At 66.5% G+C, this 20650-nt stretch carries 21 protein-coding genes and 1 pseudogene; 14 read left to right on the plus strand and 8 right to left on the minus strand.

The window, feature by feature from the left end; all coding sequences use genetic code 11:
- Positions 1-60: 60 nt before the first annotated feature.
- Positions 61-1308, plus strand: coding sequence for a Ppx/GppA phosphatase family protein (locus tag Q8P46_12790; protein ID MDP2621026.1), 1248 nt, complete (start codon positions 61-63; stop codon positions 1306-1308).
- A gap of 2 nt (positions 1309-1310) precedes the next feature.
- Positions 1311-2015 (plus strand): RlmE family RNA methyltransferase, encoded by a 705-nt coding sequence (locus Q8P46_12795; protein MDP2621027.1) that lies wholly within the window; start codon positions 1311-1313, stop codon positions 2013-2015.
- A gap of 120 nt (positions 2016-2135) precedes the next feature.
- Here Q8P46_12795 and Q8P46_12800 read toward each other — a convergent pair whose 3' ends face one another.
- Positions 2136-2516 (minus strand): hypothetical protein, encoded by a 381-nt coding sequence (locus Q8P46_12800; protein MDP2621028.1) that lies wholly within the window; start codon positions 2514-2516, stop codon positions 2136-2138.
- A 292-nt stretch (positions 2517-2808) separates the two neighbouring features.
- On the opposite strand from Q8P46_12800, the gene guaB reads away from it, so the two are divergent.
- The 7 genes from guaB (at position 2809) to Q8P46_12835 (ending at position 9720) form a co-directional block, all read left to right on the plus strand.
- Complete coding sequence (gene guaB / locus Q8P46_12805) at positions 2809-4302, plus strand: IMP dehydrogenase (protein ID MDP2621029.1); 1494 nt, start codon at positions 2809-2811, stop codon at positions 4300-4302.
- 262 nt (positions 4303-4564) lie between these two features.
- Entirely contained in the window at positions 4565-5857 is a 1293-nt protein-coding gene (locus tag Q8P46_12810; GenBank protein MDP2621030.1) for an RsmB/NOP family class I SAM-dependent RNA methyltransferase, read from the plus strand.
- A 58-nt stretch (positions 5858-5915) separates the two neighbouring features.
- The gene (locus Q8P46_12815; GenBank protein ID MDP2621031.1) at positions 5916-6722 is read left to right on the plus strand and encodes a hypothetical protein; all 807 of its coding nucleotides are present in this window, start codon (positions 5916-5918) and stop codon (positions 6720-6722) included.
- A gap of 47 nt (positions 6723-6769) precedes the next feature.
- Positions 6770-8317, plus strand: coding sequence for a glutamine-hydrolyzing GMP synthase (gene guaA, locus Q8P46_12820; GenBank protein MDP2621032.1), 1548 nt, complete (start codon positions 6770-6772; stop codon positions 8315-8317).
- Positions 8318-8463: 146 nt separating this feature from the next.
- Entirely contained in the window at positions 8464-9261 is a 798-nt protein-coding gene (locus Q8P46_12825) for a hypothetical protein (GenBank protein MDP2621033.1), read from the plus strand.
- Entirely contained in the window at positions 9239-9505 is a 267-nt protein-coding gene (locus Q8P46_12830) for a type II toxin-antitoxin system HicA family toxin (protein ID MDP2621034.1), read from the plus strand. The genes Q8P46_12825 and Q8P46_12830 overlap by 23 nt, the downstream gene beginning before the upstream one ends.
- Complete coding sequence (locus tag Q8P46_12835; protein ID MDP2621035.1) at positions 9502-9720, plus strand: type II toxin-antitoxin system HicB family antitoxin; 219 nt, start codon at positions 9502-9504, stop codon at positions 9718-9720. The genes Q8P46_12830 and Q8P46_12835 overlap by 4 nt, the downstream gene beginning before the upstream one ends.
- Before the next feature lie 73 nt (positions 9721-9793).
- Here Q8P46_12835 and Q8P46_12840 read toward each other — a convergent pair whose 3' ends face one another.
- From Q8P46_12840 to Q8P46_12850, 3 genes are all read right to left on the minus strand, one after another.
- Positions 9794-10114, minus strand: a complete 321-nt coding sequence (locus Q8P46_12840) for a helix-turn-helix domain-containing protein (GenBank protein MDP2621036.1) — start codon at positions 10112-10114, stop codon at positions 9794-9796.
- A 44-nt stretch (positions 10115-10158) separates the two neighbouring features.
- Positions 10159-10518 (minus strand): DUF6516 family protein, encoded by a 360-nt coding sequence (locus Q8P46_12845; GenBank protein ID MDP2621037.1) that lies wholly within the window; start codon positions 10516-10518, stop codon positions 10159-10161.
- A gap of 160 nt (positions 10519-10678) precedes the next feature.
- Positions 10679-11095, minus strand: coding sequence for a L,D-transpeptidase (locus tag Q8P46_12850; GenBank protein MDP2621038.1), 417 nt, complete (start codon positions 11093-11095; stop codon positions 10679-10681).
- A 258-nt stretch (positions 11096-11353) separates the two neighbouring features.
- On the opposite strand from Q8P46_12850, the gene Q8P46_12855 reads away from it, so the two are divergent.
- Positions 11354-11926, plus strand: a complete 573-nt coding sequence (locus Q8P46_12855) for an NnrU family protein (protein MDP2621039.1) — start codon at positions 11354-11356, stop codon at positions 11924-11926.
- Positions 11927-11944: 18 nt separating this feature from the next.
- Here Q8P46_12855 and Q8P46_12860 read toward each other — a convergent pair whose 3' ends face one another.
- Together Q8P46_12860 and Q8P46_12865 are read right to left on the minus strand one after the other, a co-directional pair.
- Entirely contained in the window at positions 11945-13285 is a 1341-nt protein-coding gene (locus tag Q8P46_12860; GenBank protein ID MDP2621040.1) for an NAD(P)-binding domain-containing protein, read from the minus strand.
- A gap of 76 nt (positions 13286-13361) precedes the next feature.
- A complete protein-coding gene (locus tag Q8P46_12865) occupies positions 13362-13979 on the minus strand; it encodes a hypothetical protein (protein ID MDP2621041.1) in 618 nt (205 codons plus the stop codon).
- Positions 13980-14276: 297 nt separating this feature from the next.
- Between Q8P46_12865 and panB the strand changes: the two genes are divergently transcribed.
- The gene (panB, locus tag Q8P46_12870; GenBank protein MDP2621042.1) at positions 14277-15131 is read left to right on the plus strand and encodes a 3-methyl-2-oxobutanoate hydroxymethyltransferase; all 855 of its coding nucleotides are present in this window, start codon (positions 14277-14279) and stop codon (positions 15129-15131) included.
- A 71-nt stretch (positions 15132-15202) separates the two neighbouring features.
- On the opposite strand, the gene Q8P46_12875 is transcribed toward panB, so the two are convergent.
- A complete protein-coding gene (locus Q8P46_12875; protein MDP2621043.1) occupies positions 15203-15433 on the minus strand; it encodes a hypothetical protein in 231 nt (76 codons plus the stop codon).
- A 66-nt stretch (positions 15434-15499) separates the two neighbouring features.
- Between Q8P46_12875 and Q8P46_12880 the strand changes: the two genes are divergently transcribed.
- A complete protein-coding gene (locus tag Q8P46_12880; protein ID MDP2621044.1) occupies positions 15500-16189 on the plus strand; it encodes a tetratricopeptide repeat protein in 690 nt (229 codons plus the stop codon).
- Positions 16186-17508: a PQQ-binding-like beta-propeller repeat protein gene (locus Q8P46_12885; GenBank protein ID MDP2621045.1), complete on the plus strand. Its 1323-nt coding sequence runs from the start codon at positions 16186-16188 to the stop codon at positions 17506-17508. Before Q8P46_12880 ends, Q8P46_12885 begins: the two co-directional genes overlap by 4 nt.
- A 230-nt stretch (positions 17509-17738) precedes the next feature.
- Here the strand turns inward: Q8P46_12885 and Q8P46_12890 are convergent, their stop codons facing one another.
- The gene (locus tag Q8P46_12890; GenBank protein ID MDP2621046.1) at positions 17739-20096 is read right to left on the minus strand and encodes a UvrD-helicase domain-containing protein; all 2358 of its coding nucleotides are present in this window, start codon (positions 20094-20096) and stop codon (positions 17739-17741) included.
- 313 nt (positions 20097-20409) lie between these two features.
- Here Q8P46_12890 and Q8P46_12895 point away from each other — a divergent pair.
- Positions 20410-20649: pseudogene (locus tag Q8P46_12895) on the plus strand (cytochrome c peroxidase).
- Position 20650 lies beyond the last annotated feature (1 nt).

Consider the following 20650-nt stretch of genomic DNA (forward strand, 5'->3'; position numbering starts at 1 on the left):
CCGGAGCCAGCCTTGAGGGAAGCAAGATACTGGCGGCGGCGGCCGGCGAAAGGTTGTAGCGTGGCCGGGCCGAGAGATCGCAAGCCCGCCGCCGCGGCGGCGCAGGGTCATTCGCACGGGGGGGCGGATCGCCCGGGACCAAAATATCAACCGCCCCGCAGGGCCTCGGCCGAGGGCTGCGCGCACGACAATTCCGTTCAGAAGCGCAATCCTCGCAGCCTCAACGGCGAGACCTCGCCGGCGGCCCCGCCTCGACCCGCCGACCGCACCTATGCCGCGCTTGACCTCGGCACCAACACTTGCCGCCTGCTCGTCGCCCGGCCGACGCGGCGGGGCTTTCGCGTCGTCGACGCCTTTTCCCGCATCATCCGGCTCGGCGAGGGATTGAGCGGTGCCGGCCGGCTCAGCGAGCCGGCGATGGCGCGGACCGTCGACGCACTCAAGGTGTGCAGGGACAAGATCGCCTATCAGGGCGTGCAACGCTCGCGGATCATCGCCACCGAGGCTTGCCGTATCGCCGCCAACGCCGACGAGTTCACCGCTCGCGTTCACGACCAGACCGGGCTCTGCCTCGAGATCGTCAGCCGCGAGACCGAGGCGCGACTTGCCGTTTGCGGCTGCGCCTCGCTCCTCGACGGCGGTTGCGAGGGGGCGCTGGTCTTCGACATTGGGGGCGGCTCCTCGGAGATCATTTGGCTCGATCTCAAGCCGGAGCGGCGGCGCGGTCCGCTCGAGGTGCAGCAGTGCATTGCGGCCTGGACCTCGCTTCAGATCGGCGTCGTGACGCTGGCCGAGAAGTTCGGCGGCGTCGACGTCACCCCGGACATATTCGAGGCGATGGTCGCCGAGGTCCGCAAGGAGCTCGAAGGTTTCGACAGCGAGCACGGCCTGGGCGAGCGCATCTTCGGACGCAACGTGCACATGCTCGGCACCTCCGGCACGGTGACCACTATCGCCGGGGTTCATCTCGACCTGCCGCGCTACGAGCGCGCGCGCGTCGACGGCTGCTGGCTGTCGGCCGACGAGGTCGTGGCGGTGACCGAAAGGCTTCTCGCCATGAACTATGACGAGCGGGTCGCCAGCCCGTGCATCGGCACCGAGCGCGCCGATCTGGTGCTCGCCGGCTGCGCCATCCTCGAGGCGATCCGCCGGCAATGGCCGTGCGCGCGCCTGCGTGTCGCCGACCGGGGCTTGCGCGAGGGAATCCTGTGCGAACTGATGGCCGAGGACGGCATCGTCGCGCGGCCTCCGCGCCGCCGGCGCCGGCGCAAATCCAAAGCGCGGCCGCAACCGGCAGCCGGCGGGTGAGCGTGGCCGACGACGGAAAGCGCCAGGTCCGCGGCGTCGGCCTCAAGCAACGGGTGAAGACGGCGAAGAAGCGCAAGCCCTCCTCGACCCGCTGGCTGCAGCGCCAGCTCACCGACCCCTATGTCGCCGAGGCCAAGCGGCTGGGCTATCGTTCCCGCGCGGCCTTCAAGCTGATCGAGATCGACGACAAATACCGCTTTCTGAAGCCCGGCGCCCGTGTCGTCGACCTCGGTGCCGCGCCCGGCGGCTGGTCAAAAGTGGCCGCCGACCGCGTCGGCGCGGGCGAAGGCAAGGGGAGGGTGGTCGCCATCGACCTGCTGCGCATGGACCCGATCCCCGGCGTCGACATCCTCGATCTCGATTTTCTCGCCGAGGATGCGCCCGAGCGGCTGAAGGACAAGCTCGGCGGCCCGGCCGACGTGGTGCTCTCCGACATGGCCCCCAACACCACCGGCCACCGGCGCACCGACCATTTGCGCATCGTCGCCCTGGTAGAAGCGGCGCTCGCCTTCGCCGCCGAGGTGCTGGCGCCCGGCGGCACCTTCGTCGCCAAGGTCTGGGCCGGCGGCAGCGAGGCCGAGCTTCTGTTCGCCATGAAGCGCGCCTTCGCCCAGGTCCGTCACGTCAAGCCAAAGGCAAGCCGGCCGGAATCTCCGGAGGTCTATGTGGTGGCGACGGGGTTTCGCGGCGGCCTGCCGTCCGATTAGCATCGGTCGCTTTTTGCAGAAAACGGCGCAACAGGCTCTCTCGCAATGCGCGCATTGCGCATCGCGAAACCATTCAGATCACATTTCTCCGCGGCTTGCGTGGCGTTCAGCGCCAGGGCTTCATGCCAATTCCATGGCCTTCGATTCACGCCCTTCGCGCTTCGGCTCCCGCACCTCGTCGATTATCCGTGCCCGCACGCCGGGACCAAGCTGCTGCAGCGTCAATTCCCGGCCATTGGCGAAGCGCACGGCATCTTGATAAATGCCGGTCTCCTTGCGGACGAAAACGACATCGGCCGGCGAAGTCACGCCGTGGGCGCTCAAAATCGTCCGCGGCACGTCCTCGAGCCGGATGCGGGTGTCGTACGCCATGCAGACGGCCGTCGTCTCGTTGTCGGGCGCGAGGAACCCGATGCTGCCGCTGGAAAAGCGGTGGGTCCGGTATTCCTCCCCTGCCCGCGCGGGCCGACTGCGATACATTTCCAGTGAGTAGTCGCACATGATCTGTCTCCTTTCGCTGAGACATGTCAGCCCCCCAAGGGACGTCATGGCAAAAGCTCATGTGGGCGCCCGGTGCTTCGGGTTCAATGGTCGAAGGCCGGGAGAGGCGGTCACATTTCTTTGAAGGACGCTCGCTGCAGCCGAATCATCATGCGCCCTGCGCAGGCCACACCACGACTATGCAAGCGCATCCGCCGGTGCTAAAGACCACTGCCAACTCGATTGACCAGGGTGCCGGCGGCACCCGCGAAACGGGCCGGAGACCTGCCTCCAGGGCCCAAGGAGCTTGGCAATGACCGACGACGCGGCGCGAGCCGAAATAATCCCCGAATCCCTCACCTTCGACGACGTGCTGCTGCGCCCGGCGGCGTCCGGCGTGCTGCCGTCGGAGACCGGCACCCGCACCAAGATCACTCCGTCGATCGAGCTCAATATCCCGATCCTTTCGTCGGCCATGGACACGGTGACCGGGGCCAGGCTTGCCATCGCCATGGCCCAGGCCGGCGGCATCGGCGTCATCCACCGCAATCTGGAGCCGGAGGAACAGGCGGTCGAAGTCAGCCAGGTGAAGAAGTTCGAATCCGGCATGGTCGTCAACCCGGTGACCATCGCGCCGGAGGCGACGCTGGCCGACGCCCTGGCGCTGATGGAACGCCACAAGATTTCCGGCATCCCGGTGGTCGACGGCAGGAAGAGGGGCAAGCTCGTCGGCATCCTCACCAACCGCGACGTGCGCTTTGCCGAGAATCCCGACCAGCCGGTCTGCGAGCTGATGACCAAGGAGAGCCTGGTCACCGTGCGCGAGACGGTCGACCAGGAGGAGGCCAAGCGCCTGCTTCACCAGTACCGCATCGAAAAGCTGCTCGTCGTCGACGACGCCTATCGCTGCATCGGTCTCATCACCGTCAAGGACATCGAGAAGGCGAAGCTGCACCCCGACGCTTGCAAGGACGAGCAGGGGCGTCTGCGCGTGGCGGCGGCGACCAGCGTCGGCGACCTCGGCTTCGCCCGCACCGAGCGGCTGATCGATGCCGGCGCCGACCTCATTGTCGTCGACACCGCGCACGGGCATTCGGACCGGGTGCTGGACATGGTCAGGCGCATCAAGCGGCTGTCCAACGCGGTGCAGGTGATCGCCGGCAATGTCGCCACCGCCGAGGGCACCAAGGCGCTGATCGATGCCGGCGCCGACGCCGTCAAGGTCGGCATCGGCCCGGGCTCGATCTGCACCACCCGGATCGTCGCCGGTGTCGGCGTCCCGCAGCTCACCGCCATCCTCGACGCCGTCGGGGCCGCGCGCAAGGCCGGCATCCCGATCATTGCCGACGGCGGCATCAAATATTCCGGCGACCTCGCCAAGGCGATCGCCGCCGGCGCCAACTGCGCCATGGTCGGCTCGCTGCTCGCCGGCACCGACGAGAGCCCCGGCGAGGTGTTCCTCTATCAGGGGCGCAGCTACAAGTCCTATCGCGGCATGGGCTCGGTCGGCGCCATGGCCCGCGGCTCCGCCGACCGCTATTTCCAGCAGGACATCCAGGACGCCCTGAAGCTGGTGCCGGAGGGCATCGAGGGCCAGGTGCCCTATAAGGGGCCGGCCTCGGGCGTCATCCATCAGCTCGTGGGAGGCCTGAGGGCGGCGATGGGTTACACCGGCGCGCGCACCATTGCCGAGTTCCAGGAGCGGGCGCAGTTCATCCGCATCTCCGGCGCCTCGCTCTCGGAAAGCCATGTGCACGACGTGTCGATCACCCGCGAGGCGCCGAACTACCGGCTCCGGGGCATCTAGAGCGGTTCCCTATAACCGTGAACCGCTCTAGGCGGCCGTTATTCGCTATGCGATTGCCCCCTCACCCAGCTCCGGGTAGGGCTCGCGCTACGCGCTCGCCAACCCTTCGCATCCCTCTCCCGCGAGGGGGGAGGGAGCAGAGAAGAGCCGATGGCTGATTCACCTCTCCCCTGGCGGGAGAGAGCCCGCCCCCGACCCGATCGGGGGTCGGATCGAGAAGCGAGCCGGGTGAGGGGGATAGCGTGAGAGGAAGGTCTTAGGGATGCGCCTGGGCGGAAGGCTTGCCGCGGCGATCGAAGTTCTCGAAGACATCGACGCGCGCCACCGCCCGGCCGCGGACGCGCTGAAGGATTGGGGCACGGGCCATCGCTTTGCCGGTTCCGCCGACCGCGCCGCGATCGGCAATCTTGTCTTCGATTGTCTGCGAAAGCGCCGCTCGCTTGCCTGGCGCATGGGGTCGGACGCGCCGCGCGCGTTGGCGCTGGCGGCGCTTCAGGGCTGGGGCGTTTCGGTCGAGGAGATCGACAAGATCATGGCCGGCGACCCTCACGCGCCGGACGTGCTGAGCATGGCGGAACGGGCGGCGCTCGCTGCGGACAATCTCGGCGAAGTGCCCGACGATGCGCGCGCCGACGTGCCGGAATGGCTGTGGCCGTCCTTTTCCGCCGCGCTAGGGGAGAACGCCGTAGAGGAAGGCGCGGCATTGGCCGCCCGCGCAGCCCTCGACCTGCGCGTCAACCGGCTCAAGTCCGACCGCGATAAGGTGCTGAAGGCGCTCGCCCGCTTCGGCGCCCAGCCGACGGTGCTGTCGCCCGACGGGGTGCGTATCGCGGCGCCCGCGGGGGAGGGCCGCCTGCCCAACGTGCGGGCCGAGGCCGGCTTCCGCAAAGGCTGGTTCGAGGTCCAGGACGAGGGCTCGCAACTCGCCGCACTCCTTTCCGGCGCCAAGGCGGGCGATCAGGTCGCCGACATCTGCTCAGGCGCCGGCGGCAAGACCCTGGCGCTTGCCGCGATGATGGAAAACAAGGGCCAGGTGCATGCCTATGATGCCGACCGGCATAGGCTGAAGAACATTTTCGAGCGCCTGAAGCGCGCCGGCACCCGCAACGTCCAGGTCCATTCGCCGGGGGAGGGCGATCCGCTGGCATCGCTTGCAGGCCGGATGGATGTCGTCCTTGTCGACGCGCCCTGCTCCGGCTCGGGCGTCTGGCGAAGGCACCCGGACGCCAAATGGCGGTTGACCGAGGATGCCCTTTCCCGGCGCATGGCGGAGCAGGAGGCCGTCCTCGACCAGGGCGCGGCTCTCGTCGGACCCGGCGGGCGGCTCGTCTATGCGACCTGTTCCGTGCTGGCGCAGGAGAACCGCGATCAGGTCGATGCGTTTCTCGGACGGCATGCGGAATTCGGCCTTCTGCCTTATCCGGAGGCATGGGCGGCGACCCTCGACACCGAGCCGCCGGCTTCCGCCGACGGGCGCGCGGATTCGCTGCTGCTCACGCCTGCCCGCCACGGCACCGACGGATTTTTCGTCGCGGTCCTTAAGCGGGCGGCTTGACACCGGTTCATGGACATTCTGAATGACCCGACCCGACGTGCGAGGCGGAGCCATGCCGATGAGCGATACGATGGAAAATCTCGAGCGGGCCGCACTGCGCTCGCTGCACGAGGCGGCCGACGAGGCGCTCAAGGAAAAGCTCGGCCTGGCGATGCATGGGATCGGCGGGGCGCTGGTCTCGGTGGCCGGCGCGCTGCCCGCCTCGGCCATCGTCGTCAACCGCACCCACGGGCTCGGTCTCGCAACCCCGGCGAGCCGCAATGACGTTAAGGCCATCGCCGCCCTTTACCGCAAAGCCGGCGTTCAGCGCTATTTCGTCCATCGTCATCCGCGAAGCCAGCCCGCGGAACTGCCGGACTGGCTTACCGCCGCGGGTCTTGAAAAGGCCCGTGGCTGGATGAAATTCACCCGCGGCGCGGAGCCTCCGCCGGAGCGCAAGACGGACCTGACGATCCGCGAGATCGGCCCCGAGCACGGCCTGGCGTTCGGCCGCATCGCCGCTGGCGCTTTCGATCTCGGCGAACAGGCCGCTCCCTGGATTGCGCGACTTGCCGGGCACCCCGGCTGGCGGCTTTTCATGAGCTTTAGCGGCGAGGAGCCCGCCGGAACCGGCGCGCTCTACGTGATGGACGGCATCGCCTGGTGCGATTGGGCCTCGACGGTGCCCGCCTTCCGCCGCCGCGGCGGGCAGGGGGCGCTGCTCGCGCACCGTATCCGCGAGGCGATCGACATGGGCTGCCGGCGGCTCGGCACGGCGACCGGCGAGGAAATCCCCGGCGCCCCGCAGCACTCCTACGCCAATATCCTGCGCATGGGCTTCAAGGAAGCCTATATACGGGAGAACTACGCGCCGCCGCGGCGGTAGCGCGGCGCGCCATTGCCGACTCAAACCGGTTCCTATAACCAGCGCCCATGACCGACCGTGTCCTGATCATCGATTTCGGCGCGCAATATACCCAGCTCATCGCCCGGCGCGTGCGCGAGGCCGGCGTCTATTGCGAGATCGTGCCGTTCCACAAGGCCGGCGCGGTCTTCAAGAGCTTCGCGCCCAAGGCGGTGATCCTCTCCGGCGGGCCGGCGAGCGTGCACGAGGCCGGCACGCCGCGGGCGCCGGAGGAAATCTTCTCCGCCGGCACCCCGGTGCTCGGCATCTGCTATGGCGAGCAGGCGATCTGCGCCCAGCTCGGCGGCAAGGTGGAGCCGGCGACCGAGCGCGAGTTCGGCCGCGCCTTCGTCGAGGTCACCGACGACTGCGGGCTGTTCAAGGGCGTGTGGAAGAAGGGCGAGCGCCACCAGGTATGGATGAGCCATGGCGACCGGGTGACGGCGTTGCCCAAGGGCTTCCGGCCCGTCGCGGTCTCCGACAACGCGCCGTTTGCGGCCATCGCCAATGACGAGGCGCGAATCTATGGCGTCCAGTTCCACCCCGAGGTGGCGCATACGCCGGACGGCCCGCGGCTGCTCGCCAATTTCGTGCTGCATGTGGCGGGATGCGCCGGCGACTGGACCATGGCCGCCTTCCGCCATGACGCGGTAAAGCGCATCCGCGACCGGGTCGGCAAGGGCCGGGTCATTTGCGGGCTTTCCGGCGGCGTCGATTCGGCGGTCGCCGCGGTGCTCATCCACGAGGCGATCGGCGACCAGCTGACCTGCGTCTTCGTCGATCACGGGCTGTTGCGCGAGGGCGAGGCGGGCGAGGTCGTGGACCTGTTCCGCGGCCACTACAACATTCCCCTGGTGCACGCCGACGAGAGCGAGCGCTTCCTCGCCGCGCTCGACGGCGTCTCGGAACCCGAGGACAAGCGCAAGATCATCGGCGGCCTGTTCATCGAGGTGTTCGACGAGGTTGCGGCGGGCCTCGGCGACATCGATTTCCTCGCCCAGGGGACGCTTTATCCCGACGTCATCGAGAGCGTCTCGTTTACCGGTGGGCCCTCGGTCACCATCAAGTCGCACCACAATGTCGGCGGCCTGCCGGTGCGCATGAAGCTGAAGCTGGTCGAGCCGCTGCGCGAGCTGTTCAAGGACGAGGTGCGCGTGCTCGGCCGCGAACTCGGCCTGCCCGAGGCGTTCGTCGCCCGCCACCCCTTCCCGGGGCCTGGACTTGCCATCCGCTGCCCGGGCGCGGCGACGCGCGAGAAGCTCGCCATGTTGCGCCGGGCCGACGCGATCTTTCTCGACGAGATCCGCAAGGCCGGGCTCTACGACGCCATCTGGCAGGCCTTCGCGGTGCTGCTGCCGGTGAAAAGCGTCGGCGTCATGGGCGACGCGCGAACCTATGAACATGTCTGCGCGCTCAGGGCCGTCACCTCTACCGACGGCATGACCGCGGACTTCTATCCCTTCGACATGGAATTTCTCGGCCGCGCCGCGACCCGCATCATCAACGAGGTCAGGGGCATCAACCGCGTCGTCTACGACGTGACCAGCAAACCGCCGGGGACGATCGAGTGGGAGTAGGCCCCCGAATCTGCTATCATGTTGGGGCTGGACCTAGACTGATTTTCGACAGGCGAATCATGGCGACGCGAACCATCCACCAGAATGGACTTCTGAGAAGAGTTTCCGTGACTTACGATTGCCGTGACCCTGAAGACGTCCGGCAAATGATGGAGAGCCTCAAGGCAATTTCCGTTCGGAAGGATATCGGCGAGACCCTTCGCGACAAATTATTTAACGAACTTCAGACACTCCGAGCAGCCGCAGTTACCATTCTCAAGCAAGAAGGTTATCCCGGCGAAGATGGAGTGTACATGGAAGTCGGATCTGAATACAAACGTGTATCGCGTGAACAGTTCGAGAATGCAATAGGGCAATCTAGCCCGGATGAAAGGAAATCCTTCGTAAGGTTTCCTTTCTTCCGATTTGAGAGATTATCTAGAGCCGATCTTGCCGCTGCGCTCATATTCGAAATCGATCTTATGGTGGCCGATGCAGAGTCGAATGTAGATGGTTGGGATATGGTGTCGCGTGCGCTACGATTTGCATCAGCCTATCACGACTTCGTTTTTGAAACCTCTGGAGCCAATTACCTTGCGGATGCTGAGGTTCGAGGCAAGACAGCCCGTCGTGAGGGGCTGAAGGAGCACATCAGAGGGCGACAAGAGCGTGCAAAATCATGGCAGGACGCGGCGGCACTCGCGGCAAGAGAGATGAAGCGCAAGAACCCGGCGCTTTCCACTTCGGCCATCGCCGAGCGGTTGGCTGCGCGTTTTCAGCGCAGCGGTGGTCACATGAGGAGGGTTTTGCGCGCGCATAGATGCAACGTAGACAGCACGAAATCTGAACGTGAATTGGATGGCGTTGCACACGACTCAATGCATGTGAAATCGGCGACCAGTAATATCGACCTCATCCCTCCTCCGAAGAGGTCGAATTTCGATGGTCAGCAGACGCAGGCTTGAGCAACTCCTGGAGCAAGTGCTTCAAGGGCGCGGTTTACTCACTTTTCAGGAATTTGAGTCGTTGATTGAAGCCTTGGGCTTCAGTCTCAATCGCCAACGCGGAAGCCACCGCATATATATCCATCCAAAGCTGGATCGGCCGTTCCCCGTTCAGCCCGATGGCAAGGATGCAAAGCGGTATCAGGTTAGGGAACTTCGCGATATGATCCGCAAATTCCGGCTCACGTTCGACGCAAACGAATGAACGAATACGCAATCATAGTTTATTGGTCGCCGGAGGACGTCTTGTGGATCGCCGAGGCGCCCGACCTCAAGCCCTGCGCTGCCCACGGCCATACGCCGGAGGAGGCCGTCGCCGAGTTGCGCGTGGCCATGGAGCTTTGGCTTGAGACCGCGCGCGAGCACGGCATGCCAATCCCGGAGCCGCGCTTCCGCTCCCCCACCGTGGCGGCGGAATAGTGCTTCCAACCGTACCGGCCCATTCGATCGTCCCCGAAATGCGCTTCGCTCCATACGGGCTACGGCTTCCGCGTCACGCCGCCAGCTTCAGCGTCAGTTCCACTCGGGCGAAGGTCACCACCGGCCTGAGCTTACGGCCCTCCCCCTTTTCGAAACGCACCAGGCCGTACTGCTCCATGGTGCGCAATGTGCGCGAGAGGTTGCTCTTGGCGCGGCCGCTCGCCGCCGCCAGTGCGGCGATCGATTCCGGGCGCTTCTCGGCGATCAGCGCGAGCAGCGCGCGGTTCTTCTCCGAAAGCACCTTGGCGAAGCTCTCCACCGAGGTGAACCACACGTCCGGATCGCCGGCACCGCGCGCGCGGCGTCCCGCGACGATGTCGCGCGTATAGCGCATGATAACTTCGCGCGGTGCGATGGCGACCCTCAGGACCTTGCTCTTCATTCGATACCCGCCTGTTTCAGAATGGCCGCGACCTCGCGCCAGAAATCGTCGATGAGCGTGTCCGCGTCACGATAGACATAGGGCCGCACGGTCTCGCCGCGATGAAGGTGGTTGCGCCACGGCCTCGACCGCCGGGCCGGTCCACGAAGCGGGCGAACCAGATGGGCGTTGTCGATCCCGAATATCCGCCGCCCATCCGGCTCATGCAGCGTCAGCGTGTAAGCGATCCCATGCGGCCGATCGTGCTCCGGCGGCACGCGCCACACCTCTATCTTGACCCAATATCCACCGCCGACCTCGGCGAGGATCCCGTGGAGATCAAGAAGCCGGTCGAGGCCCTCGTCGCGTCCAGCCATGCTGCGATGTAGTTATCACAGATTGATAACTAAAGGAAGGGCGGGGCACGATAAGGAAGAGGATTGAGCGGCGGCGAAATCCGGGACCGCCGTGCATCTCCGCTCCGCCGCTCCCCGCATTCCGCTTCGCTCCATACGGGCTACGATTCCATCTCCGCCCCTACCGCGTAACGACGATGCGGGTGTTCTTCATGCCGTATTCGCGCACCAGGTTGAACAGGACGGCGGCGTTTTCCGGGTGCAGCCGCACGCAGCCATGCGACGCCGGGCGGCCGAGATTCCTGATCTCGGTGGTGCCGTGGATGGCGTAGCCGCCGTGGAAGAATACCGAATAGGGCATCGGCGACCAATGGTATTTGCGCGAGAACCATTTGCGCTCGAGCCGAATCGGCGTGTACTTGCCCACCGGCGTGCGATAGCCGCGCCGCGCGGTCGACACTTTCCATTCATGCTTCAACCCGCCGTCGATGAAGACGCGCAGAAGCTGATCGGAGAGATCGATTTCGGCGCGAACGCCGGCAAGGACGGGAGCGGTTAACAGGGCAAGGGCGAGGCAAACGCAACCGAGGAACTTCATGACGGACGCCACCGGAACTTTTTCGACACAATGTTGACACATTCCATATTGGCCGTTGTGTTACCGTCGCACAAGCCATTCGCGATCACATTCTCCGACGCGGGTTAAGCAATGCGTCCCAATCTGCCTCAATTGCGAGAAATGCATTGACCGGCGGCCACAGGCCTGCCCTTTGGCTTTGGGCGGGGGAAAAGAACCGCGCTATAGTCCGCCTCGCCGCGATTCGGCGCGCGGGGCCATTTCTATGAGCGGAATGCCATGATCGTCTTGATCCTCGGCCTGATCGTCTTTCTCGGCATTCATTCATTGCCCATGGCGCCCGACTTGCGGGCGCGGGTGCGCGAGCTGCTCGGGGAGAACGGCTACCGGGCGCTCGTCGGCGTCGTCTCGCTGGTAGGGCTCGCCCTCATCGTCTGGGGCTACGGGCTTGCCCGCGAGGCCCCCGTTGTGGTCTGGAGCCCGCCGCTTTGGACCCAACACGTCACCGCGTTGCTGGTGCTGATCGCATTCGTTCTCATTGCCGCCGCCTATATCCCCGGAAGGATCCGCGAAAAGGCCCGCCACCCGATGCTCGCCGGGGTCAAGGTCTGGGCCTTCGCGCATCTCATCTCAAACGGCACGCTTGCCGACATCGTCCTGTTCGGCGCCATCCTCGCCTGGGCGGTGGTCGACCGCATCTCGCTCAAGCGGCGCGAGGCCGCGGGGCTCGTCACCGTCACCGGCGGGCCCGCGCGCAACGATCTCGTGGCCATCGTCGTCGGCGTTGTCGCCTTCGTCGTCTTCGCGCTGTGGCTGCACGAATGGCTGATCGGGGTGTCGCCCTTCGCGTGAGCGAAGCTTGAGTGCGCTCTAGACCCACGCCTCGGGCCGGGCGCGCGCGATTTCGGCGAGCAACTCCTTGCGGAACTCGTTGAAGTCGACTTCGAGCGCGTGCCGCGGCCGTTTCTCGAAGCGCCAATGGGGCTTGCGCGCCTCGCGGTCGATGCGCGCGGCAAGGTTGGCGGGGGCTTCCAGCGCGCCGGCGATGCGCAAGGCGGCGATGCGCGCTTGCAGGTCGGCAAGCGTCCAGATGCAGCCGATCGGCTGAAACAGCCCGATGAAGAACAGATTGCCGGGCTCAGCCGGCATCATCTTGAGATACAGCGGCGGCGGCTCCGAGGGCTCCGCGCCCACGATCGAGATGTCGAGGAAGGGCAGCGAAACGCGGTAGCCGGTCGCCCAGATGACGATGTCGAATTCGTCTTCCCGGCCGTTGCGAAAGCGCACCTTGCGGCCGTCGAGAACCTCGATGCCGGCGCGCGGAAGGACGGTGCCGTGGCGCAGCGCGTTGAGGATGTCGGAGTTCAGCGTCGGGTGCATTTCCATCAGGCGTGCCTCAGGCGGCTGCAATCCGTATCTTTGCCAGCGCCCGACCACGGCCCGCACCAGCCATCCCGCGAAAATCTGGCGAAGCGGTTTCGGCAGATGGCGCAATCGCCACAGGGCGGTGTCGGCGGGCGCGCCGAACAGCAGTTTGGGCATGATGTAGTAGCCGCGGCGCATGCTGATCGCGCACATCTTCGCCACCCGGCCGATGTCGACGGCGATGTCGCAGGCCGAATTGCCGCCGCCGACGACGAGAACGCGCTTGCCTTCAAAGGGTTCGGGCCGCTTATAGGCGTGCGAATGCAGGCTCTCGCCGTCGAAGCGGCCGGGATAGTCGGGCATGTGGGGGTCCCAGTGGTGCCCGGAGCAGACCAGGAGATAGTCGAATGTCTCTTCCGAGCGTCCCTCGGGCGTCATCACCCAGAGCCGCCAGCGGCCCTCCGCGTCCGGCCGCGCCCTGTCGACGCGGCTGCGCAGCCGCACGTGGGGCATGACCTTGAAATGCGCCGCGTACTGCTCGAAATAGGCCAGAATCTGCCGATGCGAGGGAAAATCCGGATACTTCTTCGGCATCGGGAAGTCGGCGAAGGAGGAAAACCGCTTCGACGAGATGATGTGCGTGGATTGGTAGACGGCCGATTTGGACTTGTTCTCGCGGAAAGCCCATTGCCCGCCGATGACGTCGCCTTCCTCGAAACACGCGATGTCGTCGAGCCCGGCCTGAAGCAGGTTCTTGACCGTCGTCAGGCCGCAGGGACCTGCGCCGATAACCGCGATGCGCGGCGGCGCGAGAGTGCCTCGATTCGCCCGATTCGACCGCGTCATCGCTTCATCACCTGCAAACGGCCCGACGCCCGCAAGCCGCTCGGCGCGGCGGCGCCGAAGGCTCAGACATGGCGCCCTAGATGTTCTCGTTCAGGTTTCGCATTTCGGTGACGAACAGCGTCGGAATCACGGTCGGAACGAGCGGCGACTTCATCCCGGCCGCGCGCGCCATCTCGCCTGCAAAGCTGTTGCAATTGTTCAGATAGAGGTTCCACCAGTGCTCTTCCTTGCGGGCGTTCGCGACGAAGGCCAGCACGGCGGCGTATTGCCCGGGGGTTAGAATATGCCGGTAGCTCGCCAAAGGCGTCATGTTGAAATCGCGCTCGTTCGGCTCGAGCGTCCCCGGCACGAACGCCGGCGAGGAAGCCACGGCATAGCCCACCGCGCCGCCTTTCGGAGCAAAACCGATGAAATTGCGCGCGAGCGGATTTCCGCTCTCGTCGAGCGGGCCGTAGATCATGTAGGTGTGCCCGAACGGCGGAAAGGAGCGGGCGCGAAATTCGATGAAATAGCGCTGCGGCGTCTCGGCCTCTGCCGCGGCCCCCGCCTCGCCCGCGTCGGCGGAAGCCGATGGGTTGTAGGAGGCGAGCGTCGCGTCGCCGTTCAGCGATGCGTCCGCGGCTAGCTCGCCCGCGCAGGCGGACAGCAAAGCCGCCAGCCCAATCGCAGCGATCCGCAAACCGGCACGAACCATATCGGATCTTCGAAAGCGCAAGGCCGCCCCGCAACGCGTGACACGCCGCATCATTCCGGAAAAGTCATCGCCGGACAATTGCGGCTCGTTTGGTTCCGTCTCCCTCCTGTCGATGGCACAAGACCCGCCGCCGCGCAAGCTTGTCGCCATCCCATGCGGCTGCCGCGAGCGGCCGGCCGGCGCGTCGCCGATCGTGCGGCGCGTTGTTGATTCTGCGTTGCAATAAGGAGATAACAGGGGCCGCTTTGCGCGCGTGCGGCGCCCTGCCGCCGCGCTGTCGATGCCAACGGAGATGCCATGTCCGACCAGGCCCCCGTGCGCCGCATCACGGCGCCCGACATCGCCGCCATGAAGGGAGCAACGCCGATCGTGTCGCTGACCGCCTATCACGCCCACACGGCGGCGATCGCCGATCCGCATTGCGATTTTCTCCTGGTCGGGGATTCGCTGGGCATGGTCATGCACGGCTTCGAGACCACGCTGCCGGTGCCGCTCGAGCTGATGATCATGCACGGCCGCGCGGTGATGCGCGGCGCCAGGCGGGCGCTGGTGGTGGTCGACATGCCGTTCGGCTCCTACGAGGAGAGCCCGCCGGTGGCGTTCCGCAATTGCGCCAAGGTGATCAAGGAGACCCAGTGCGGCGCCATCAAGCTCGAGGGCGGCCGGCGCATGGCCGAAACCGTCCACTATCTCACCGAGCGCGGCGTGCCGGTGATGGCCCATATCGGCCTGACGCCGCAATCGATCAACGTCATGGGCGGCTTCAAGGTGCAGGGGCGCGAGAAGAGCCAGTGGGCGGCGCTCGAAGACGATGCCAAGGCGGTCGCAGACGCCGGCGCCTTCGCGGTCGTATTGGAGGCGATACCGGAGGAGCTCGGGGCGCGGATCACCAAGAAAATACCGATCCCGACCATCGGCATTGGCGCCGGCCGCCATTGCGACGGCCAGATCCTGGTCATGGAGGACATGCTCGGCCTGTCGCCGCGGGTGCCGAAATTCGTCAAGGAATTCGGCAGCGTCGGCGGCGCCATCGAAGCGGCGATCCGGGGCTATGCCGAGGAGGTCCGGGGCGGCGCGTTCCCGACCCCCGACCACACTTACGCCATGAAAAAGCCGGACAAGGCCCCCGGCAAGAGCAAGAAGAAGGCCTAAGCCCTTAAGGCAGGCCAGGAAGGTTTGCGTCGGCACGCGCACGCCGCTATGGTCGCGCGCCATCGGGGGAACTAGAGCGGTTCATGGTTATAGGGAATCGATTCGATGGGCCAAGTCGGTTCATACGGGCAGGCGCGGGCCGCGACGCGCGATACGGGATATCGGGCGAGCGCGGCAAAGAACCCGGTGGGCCGATTGGGCCCACCGAAGGCCGGGTTCTTTTGCGCCGTGGCGGAGTTGCGGCTGTTGGCCGATGCACCGCATCGCCCGGCGAGCCGCGCCTGGCCACGGCGCAAAATCATCCCGGTCACATGGTTCCCTATAACCATGAACCGCTCTAGCATAGGTAAGAGCAGCGGACGCCGGTCATGAGCGACGATCTCATCTTTCGCGAAGTCGACGAAGATCTGCGCCAGGAGCTGCTGCAGAAGCTGTGGAAGAAATACGCTGTCCTTATCGTCGCCGCCGCGGTGCTGATCGTCACGGGCGTCGCCGGCTACAAGGGCTGGACCTGGTATCAGGCGCGCCAGGCGGCCAATTCCGGCGCCCGGTTCGAGGCAGCGCTGCAGCTTGCCCAGCAGGGCAGGGAGGCCGACGCCCTCAAATCCTTCGAGGAGCTCACGCGCAGCGGCAGCGGCGGATATCCGGTGCTCGCCCACTTCGCGGCGGCTGCCGCCAAGGCCCGCAGCGGCGATCGCGACGGCGCGGTTGCCGACTATGAGGCGCTGGCGGCCGCGGCCGGCGATCCGGTGCTCAGAGATCTGGCGCGGGTCAAGGCGGCGCTGGTCCTGGTCGACACGGCATCCTATCAAAGCCTCAAGGACCGGCTTGCCGGGGTCACCGAGGCGGCCAATCCGTGGCGCAACTCGGCCTGGGAGATTCTCGGCCTTGCCGCCTACCGCGAGGGCAACATCGACGCCGCCGCCGAGGCCTTCGAGACCATCTCCGCCGATCTCGGGGCGCCGCAGGAGCTGCGCCAGCGCGCCGACATGATGCTGACGCTGATCGCGCCGGACAGGCGCGCCGCGGCCGCCGCCGGTTCCGGAGCCGCGCAATGAGGCCTTTCCCGCGCAATCCGATCCTGACCGCGATGGTCCTGGTGGCGCTTTCCGGTTGCTCGTCCGGCTTTTCCCTCGGCGACATCAATCCCTTCGCCGAGAAGGAAGAGAGATTGCCCGGCGAGCGGCAGGCGATCCTTCTCGAGACCGACCCGCTGGTCGCCGATCCGCAGGCGGCGCAGGTTCCGGCGCTGCCGGCCGCGCGCGCCAACGCCGACTGGCCGCAATCGGGCGGGCCGGCCAGCAACGCCCCTGGCCACCTCGCCCTCGGATCGGCGCCGAAGCAGGCCTGGAGCGCCCGGGCGGCGCGCGGCTCCAACGACGAGGCGCGGCTGTCCGCTTCGCCGATCGTCTATCAGGGCCGCGTCTTCGTCATGGACACCGCCGCCCAAGTCAGCGCCTATTCGCTGACCGGCGGCCGGCAATGGAGCGTGTCGCTGCGGCCGGAAGAGGAGGAGGCCGACGTCATCAGCGGCGGCGGTCTGGCGGCCGACGGAGGCCGGCTGTTCGCGGCGACCGGCTTTGGCAAGGTGGTCGCGCTCGATCCGGCCTCCGGCGGCCAGCTCTGGGTCAGCAAGGTGACGGTGCCGATCCGCTCGGCGCCGACCGCCAGCGGCGGGCACCTGTTCATCATCGGCGCCGACAACCAGCTCTACGCGCTGTCGGCCGAGGACGGCAGCCAGGTCTGGTCCTATCGCGGTATTCCCGAGGCCGCCGGCCTGATCGCCAACGCCAGCCCCGCGGTCTCCGGCACCACCGTTGTCGCGCCCTATTCCTCCGGCGAGGTGATCGCATTCAATGCCGACAGCGGCGAGCCGATGTGGGTCGATTCGCTGACCCGGACGCAATTGTTGACCACGCTGTCGGGGATCAACGACGTCGCCGCCCGGCCGGTGATCGATGGCGGCATGGTCTTCGCCGTTTCGGTTTCGGGCCGCATGGTCGCCGTCGACGAGAAGACCGGCGAGCGGCTGTGGACCCGCAACATCGCCGGTACCCAGGCCCCGGCCGTGGCCGGCGAGACGGCCTATGTGGTTTCCCTGAACGGCCAGCTCGTGGCGCTCGATCGGGCGAGCGGCAAGGTGCGCTGGCTGACCAGATTGCCCGGCGAAGCCAGCGTCCGCTGGGGCGGGCCGGCGGTGGCCGGCGGCCGGCTGTGGCTGACCTCCTCGAACAAGAAAATGGTCGCCGTCAACGCCCTCACCGGCGAGGTCGGCGGCCAGTACGAGCTCGGCGCCCCCAGCCATATTGCCCCGATCGTCGCCTCCGGCGGCCTGTTCGTGCTGCTCGACGACGGCACCCTGACGGCGTTTTACTGATTATTGCGGCTCGCGACCGACTTTCGCAACCACGCTGTCAAAGAGCAGGAGGGCGAGCTTCGCCGTTGCCGCGATCTGGATCGATCCGGGTTATGCCGCCTTTCTTCCGGCCCTCGGGCGGGGGATGGGCTTGGGTCTAAGAGCGCTCCGGAGAGCGGGGATAAGTTCTGCGGGAAAGAATGTTCCTATGGTTAACGGAAGGTTAAGAAGGGGAGGGGAGCCAGCCGGGCTCAGGGGCGCTCGACAAAGGAATCGAGCACGCGCTTGCGGTCGGCCTTGTCGAAATCGATGGTGAGTTTGTTGCCGTCGATGGCGGCGATGCGGCCGTAGCCGAATTTCTGGTGAAACACGCGCTCGCCGACGGCAAATCGCGTCACGGTCTCGTGCTCGCGCACGGTCAACTCGCCGTCGATGGTCGGGGGCATGCCCTGGGCGCCGGGGCCCTGGGCGCCGGGGCCGCGGCGCATGGAGCGGCGGGCGCGCCGCCAGCCGGGGGTCTCGTAGGAGCCGGCGAAGGCGACCTCGGAATCGAACCGGCTGGCGCCATAGGGCCCGCCCATGGAGCCGGCGAAGCTGCCGTCGCGGCCGAGAATCTCGACATTCTCCTCGGGCAATTCGTCGAGGAAGCGGGACGGGATGCTCGACTGCCAAAGGGCATGGATGCGGCGGTTCTGGGCAAACGAGATGCGCGCCCGCTTCCGCGCCCGCGTCAGGCCGACATAGGCAAGCCGGCGCTCCTCCTCGAGCCCGGCGCGGCCCGATTGGTCGAGCGCGCGCTGATGCGGGAACAGGCCCTCCTCCCAGCCGGGCAGGAACACGGTGTCGAACTCCAGCCCCTTGGCCGCATGCAGGGTCATCAGGTTGACCCGCTCGTCGCCGGCAGTCGCGCTGTCGGCGTCCATGATCAGCGATACATGCTCCAGGAACTCGGCAAGCGAGCCGAAGGCGTCCATGGAGCGGACAAGCTCCTTCAGGTTCTCGAGCCGGCCCGGCGCGTCGGCCGATTTCTCGTTCTGCCACATCTCGGTGTAGCCGGACTCGTCGAGCACCATCTCGGCAAGTTCGACATGGGGCAGCGTGTCGACGAGCGAGCGCCAGCGCTCGAAATCGGCCAACAGCGCGGCGAGCGCCCGGCGCGGAGCCGCCCTCACCTCCTCCGTCTCGATCAGCGTGCGGGCGGCGGTGGTCAGCGGCACCTCGGCGAAGCGGGCATGCTCGTGCAGCACTTTCAGAGTGGCGTCGCCGAGGCCGCGGCGCGGCGTGTTGACGATGCGCTCGAAGGCCAGGTCGTTGGTCGGGTTGACGGTGAGCTTGAGATAGGCCAGGGCGTCGCGGATCTCCGCCCGCTCGTAGAAGCGCGGGCCACCGATCACCCGGTAGTTGAGGCCGAGGGTGACGAAGCGGTCCTCGAACTCGCGCATCTGGAAGGAGGCGCGCACCAGGATGGCGATCTCGTCGAGGCCGTGGCCGTGTCGCTGGAGATCTTCGATGTCCTCGCCGATGGCGCGGGCCTCCTCCTCGCCGTCCCACAGGCCGCGCACGGCGATCTTCTCGCCGTCCTCGCCGTCGGTGTGCAGGGTCTTGCCGAGGCGGCTCTCGTTATGGGCGATGAGATGGGAGGCGGCCTGCAGAATATGCGAGGTGGAGCGGTAGTTGCGCTCCAGGCGGATCACCCGGGCGCCGGGAAAATCGTGCTCGAAGCGCAGAATGTTGTCGACCTCGGCACCCCGCCAGCCATAGATCGACTGGTCGTCGTCGCCGACGCAGCAGATATTGCCGCCCTGCTGCGCCAGCAGCCGCAGCCACAGATATTGCGCGACGTTGGTGTCCTGATATTCGTCGACCAGGATGTAGCGGAAGCGCTTCTGGAAGCTGTCGAGCACGTCGGCCTGCTCCTGGAACAGCTTGAGACAGAGGATCAGCAAATCGCCGAAATCGACGGCGTTGAGGGTGCGCAGCCGCTCCTGATAGGCGGCATAGAGATGCGCCCCGCGGCCGTTAGCATAGGCGAAGGCGTCGCCGGCAGGCACCTTGTCGGGCATCAGCCCGCGGTTCTTCCAATTGTCGATATAGGCGGCAAGCTGGCGCGCCGGCCAGCGCTTCTCGTCGATATTCTCCGCCGCGATGACCTGCTTCAGCAGGCGGATCTGGTCGTCGGTGTCGAGGATGGTGAAATCGGGCCTGAGGCCGACCAGCTCGGCGTGGCGGCGCAGGATCTTGACGCCGATGGAATGGAAGGTGCCGAGCCAGGGCATCGCCTGCGCCGACTCGCCGATGAGCGCAATCACCCGCTCGCGCATCTCGTGCGCCGCCTTGTTGGTGAAGGTCACGGCCAGGATCTCGTGGGCCCGCGCCCGGCCGGTCCGCAGGATATGGGCGATACGAGTGGTGAGCACGCGGGTCTTGCCGGTGCCGGCGCCGGCGAGCACCAGCACCGGGCCGTCTAGGGTCTCAACCGCGTGGCGCTGCTCGGCGTTGAGGGCGGCAAGATAGGGCGCGCCACTCGCGGCAAGCGCGCGCTGAGCGATGCCGCCCTCGCGGATCGCAGGCTCAGGCGGCGCCGCTCTTTGAGACGAACGGCTCGTCATGGGTGTGACCGAATCTGCATCAGCCTTGCACCATAGCACTTGCCGGCGGTTTGGCGAGCCGCCGATGGCGTCTCCCGGCCGGCGCGCCGGAGCGCGCGGCGCGGCGGCAAGCATTTGCGGAAATCATGATCATTATCCAATCCTTAGCAGGGTTTATGCTCTTTTTTCTCCGGCGGACGCTACTTGGCGTAGGAATGCGCCGTTCGGGAAAAAGCGTTCAAGCAAATCGGAATTTTTGCCGGACACACGGCAGCGCATGTGGCGGCCGCGCGGCATGAGGGAAACTGGGTCGATCCGCAACTGGATCCTGACAATGGCCGTGGCCGCCGCAGCCGTCATCGGCGGACAAAGCGCGCTTGCCGAAACCGACGAGGTCCTCGTCACGCTGAAGGAGCTCTTCCGGAGGCCCTTGTCTATCCCGTTCCCGGAGCGAGCTCCCTATTCGCCGCAGATGGCGACCCTCGGCAAGATGCTGTTCTTCGATCCGCGCCTTTCCGACGCGCAGACGGTGAACTGCGTGAGCTGCCACAATCCGGCGTTCGGCTATGAGAGCC

The organism is Hyphomicrobiales bacterium, from assembly GCA_030688605.1.
Lineage (GTDB): Bacteria > Pseudomonadota > Alphaproteobacteria > Rhizobiales > NORP267 > JAUYJB01.

Excerpts from the sequence above, each read along its gene's own strand:
- guaA (MDP2621032.1), top strand. The coding sequence starts at position 6,770 with ATGACCGACCGTGTCCTGATCATCGATTTCGGCGCGCAATATACCCAG.
- Q8P46_12825 (MDP2621033.1), top strand. The coding sequence starts at position 8,464 with ATGATGGAGAGCCTCAAGGCAATTTCCGTTCGGAAGGATATCGGCGAG.
- guaB (MDP2621029.1), top strand. The coding sequence starts at position 2,809 with ATGACCGACGACGCGGCGCGAGCCGAAATAATCCCCGAATCCCTCACC.
- Q8P46_12875 (MDP2621043.1), bottom strand. The coding sequence starts at position 15,433 with ATGATTTTGCGCCGTGGCCAGGCGCGGCTCGCCGGGCGATGCGGTGCA.
- Q8P46_12830 (MDP2621034.1), top strand. The coding sequence starts at position 9,239 with ATGGTCAGCAGACGCAGGCTTGAGCAACTCCTGGAGCAAGTGCTTCAA.
- Q8P46_12810 (MDP2621030.1), top strand. The coding sequence starts at position 4,565 with ATGCGCCTGGGCGGAAGGCTTGCCGCGGCGATCGAAGTTCTCGAAGAC.
- Q8P46_12815 (MDP2621031.1), top strand. The coding sequence starts at position 5,916 with ATGAGCGATACGATGGAAAATCTCGAGCGGGCCGCACTGCGCTCGCTG.
- panB (MDP2621042.1), top strand. The coding sequence starts at position 14,277 with ATGTCCGACCAGGCCCCCGTGCGCCGCATCACGGCGCCCGACATCGCC.
- Q8P46_12840 (MDP2621036.1), bottom strand. The coding sequence starts at position 10,114 with ATGCGCTATACGCGCGACATCGTCGCGGGACGCCGCGCGCGCGGTGCC.
- Q8P46_12835 (MDP2621035.1), top strand. The coding sequence starts at position 9,502 with ATGAACGAATACGCAATCATAGTTTATTGGTCGCCGGAGGACGTCTTG.
- Q8P46_12845 (MDP2621037.1), bottom strand. The coding sequence starts at position 10,518 with ATGGCTGGACGCGACGAGGGCCTCGACCGGCTTCTTGATCTCCACGGG.
- Q8P46_12800 (MDP2621028.1), bottom strand. The coding sequence starts at position 2,516 with ATGTGCGACTACTCACTGGAAATGTATCGCAGTCGGCCCGCGCGGGCA.
- Q8P46_12865 (MDP2621041.1), bottom strand. The coding sequence starts at position 13,979 with ATGGTTCGTGCCGGTTTGCGGATCGCTGCGATTGGGCTGGCGGCTTTG.
- Q8P46_12855 (MDP2621039.1), top strand. The coding sequence starts at position 11,354 with ATGATCGTCTTGATCCTCGGCCTGATCGTCTTTCTCGGCATTCATTCA.
- Q8P46_12850 (MDP2621038.1), bottom strand. The coding sequence starts at position 11,095 with ATGAAGTTCCTCGGTTGCGTTTGCCTCGCCCTTGCCCTGTTAACCGCT.
- Q8P46_12885 (MDP2621045.1), top strand. The coding sequence starts at position 16,186 with ATGAGGCCTTTCCCGCGCAATCCGATCCTGACCGCGATGGTCCTGGTG.
- Q8P46_12890 (MDP2621046.1), bottom strand. The coding sequence starts at position 20,096 with ATGACGAGCCGTTCGTCTCAAAGAGCGGCGCCGCCTGAGCCTGCGATC.
- Q8P46_12880 (MDP2621044.1), top strand. The coding sequence starts at position 15,500 with ATGAGCGACGATCTCATCTTTCGCGAAGTCGACGAAGATCTGCGCCAG.
- Q8P46_12860 (MDP2621040.1), bottom strand. The coding sequence starts at position 13,285 with ATGACGCGGTCGAATCGGGCGAATCGAGGCACTCTCGCGCCGCCGCGC.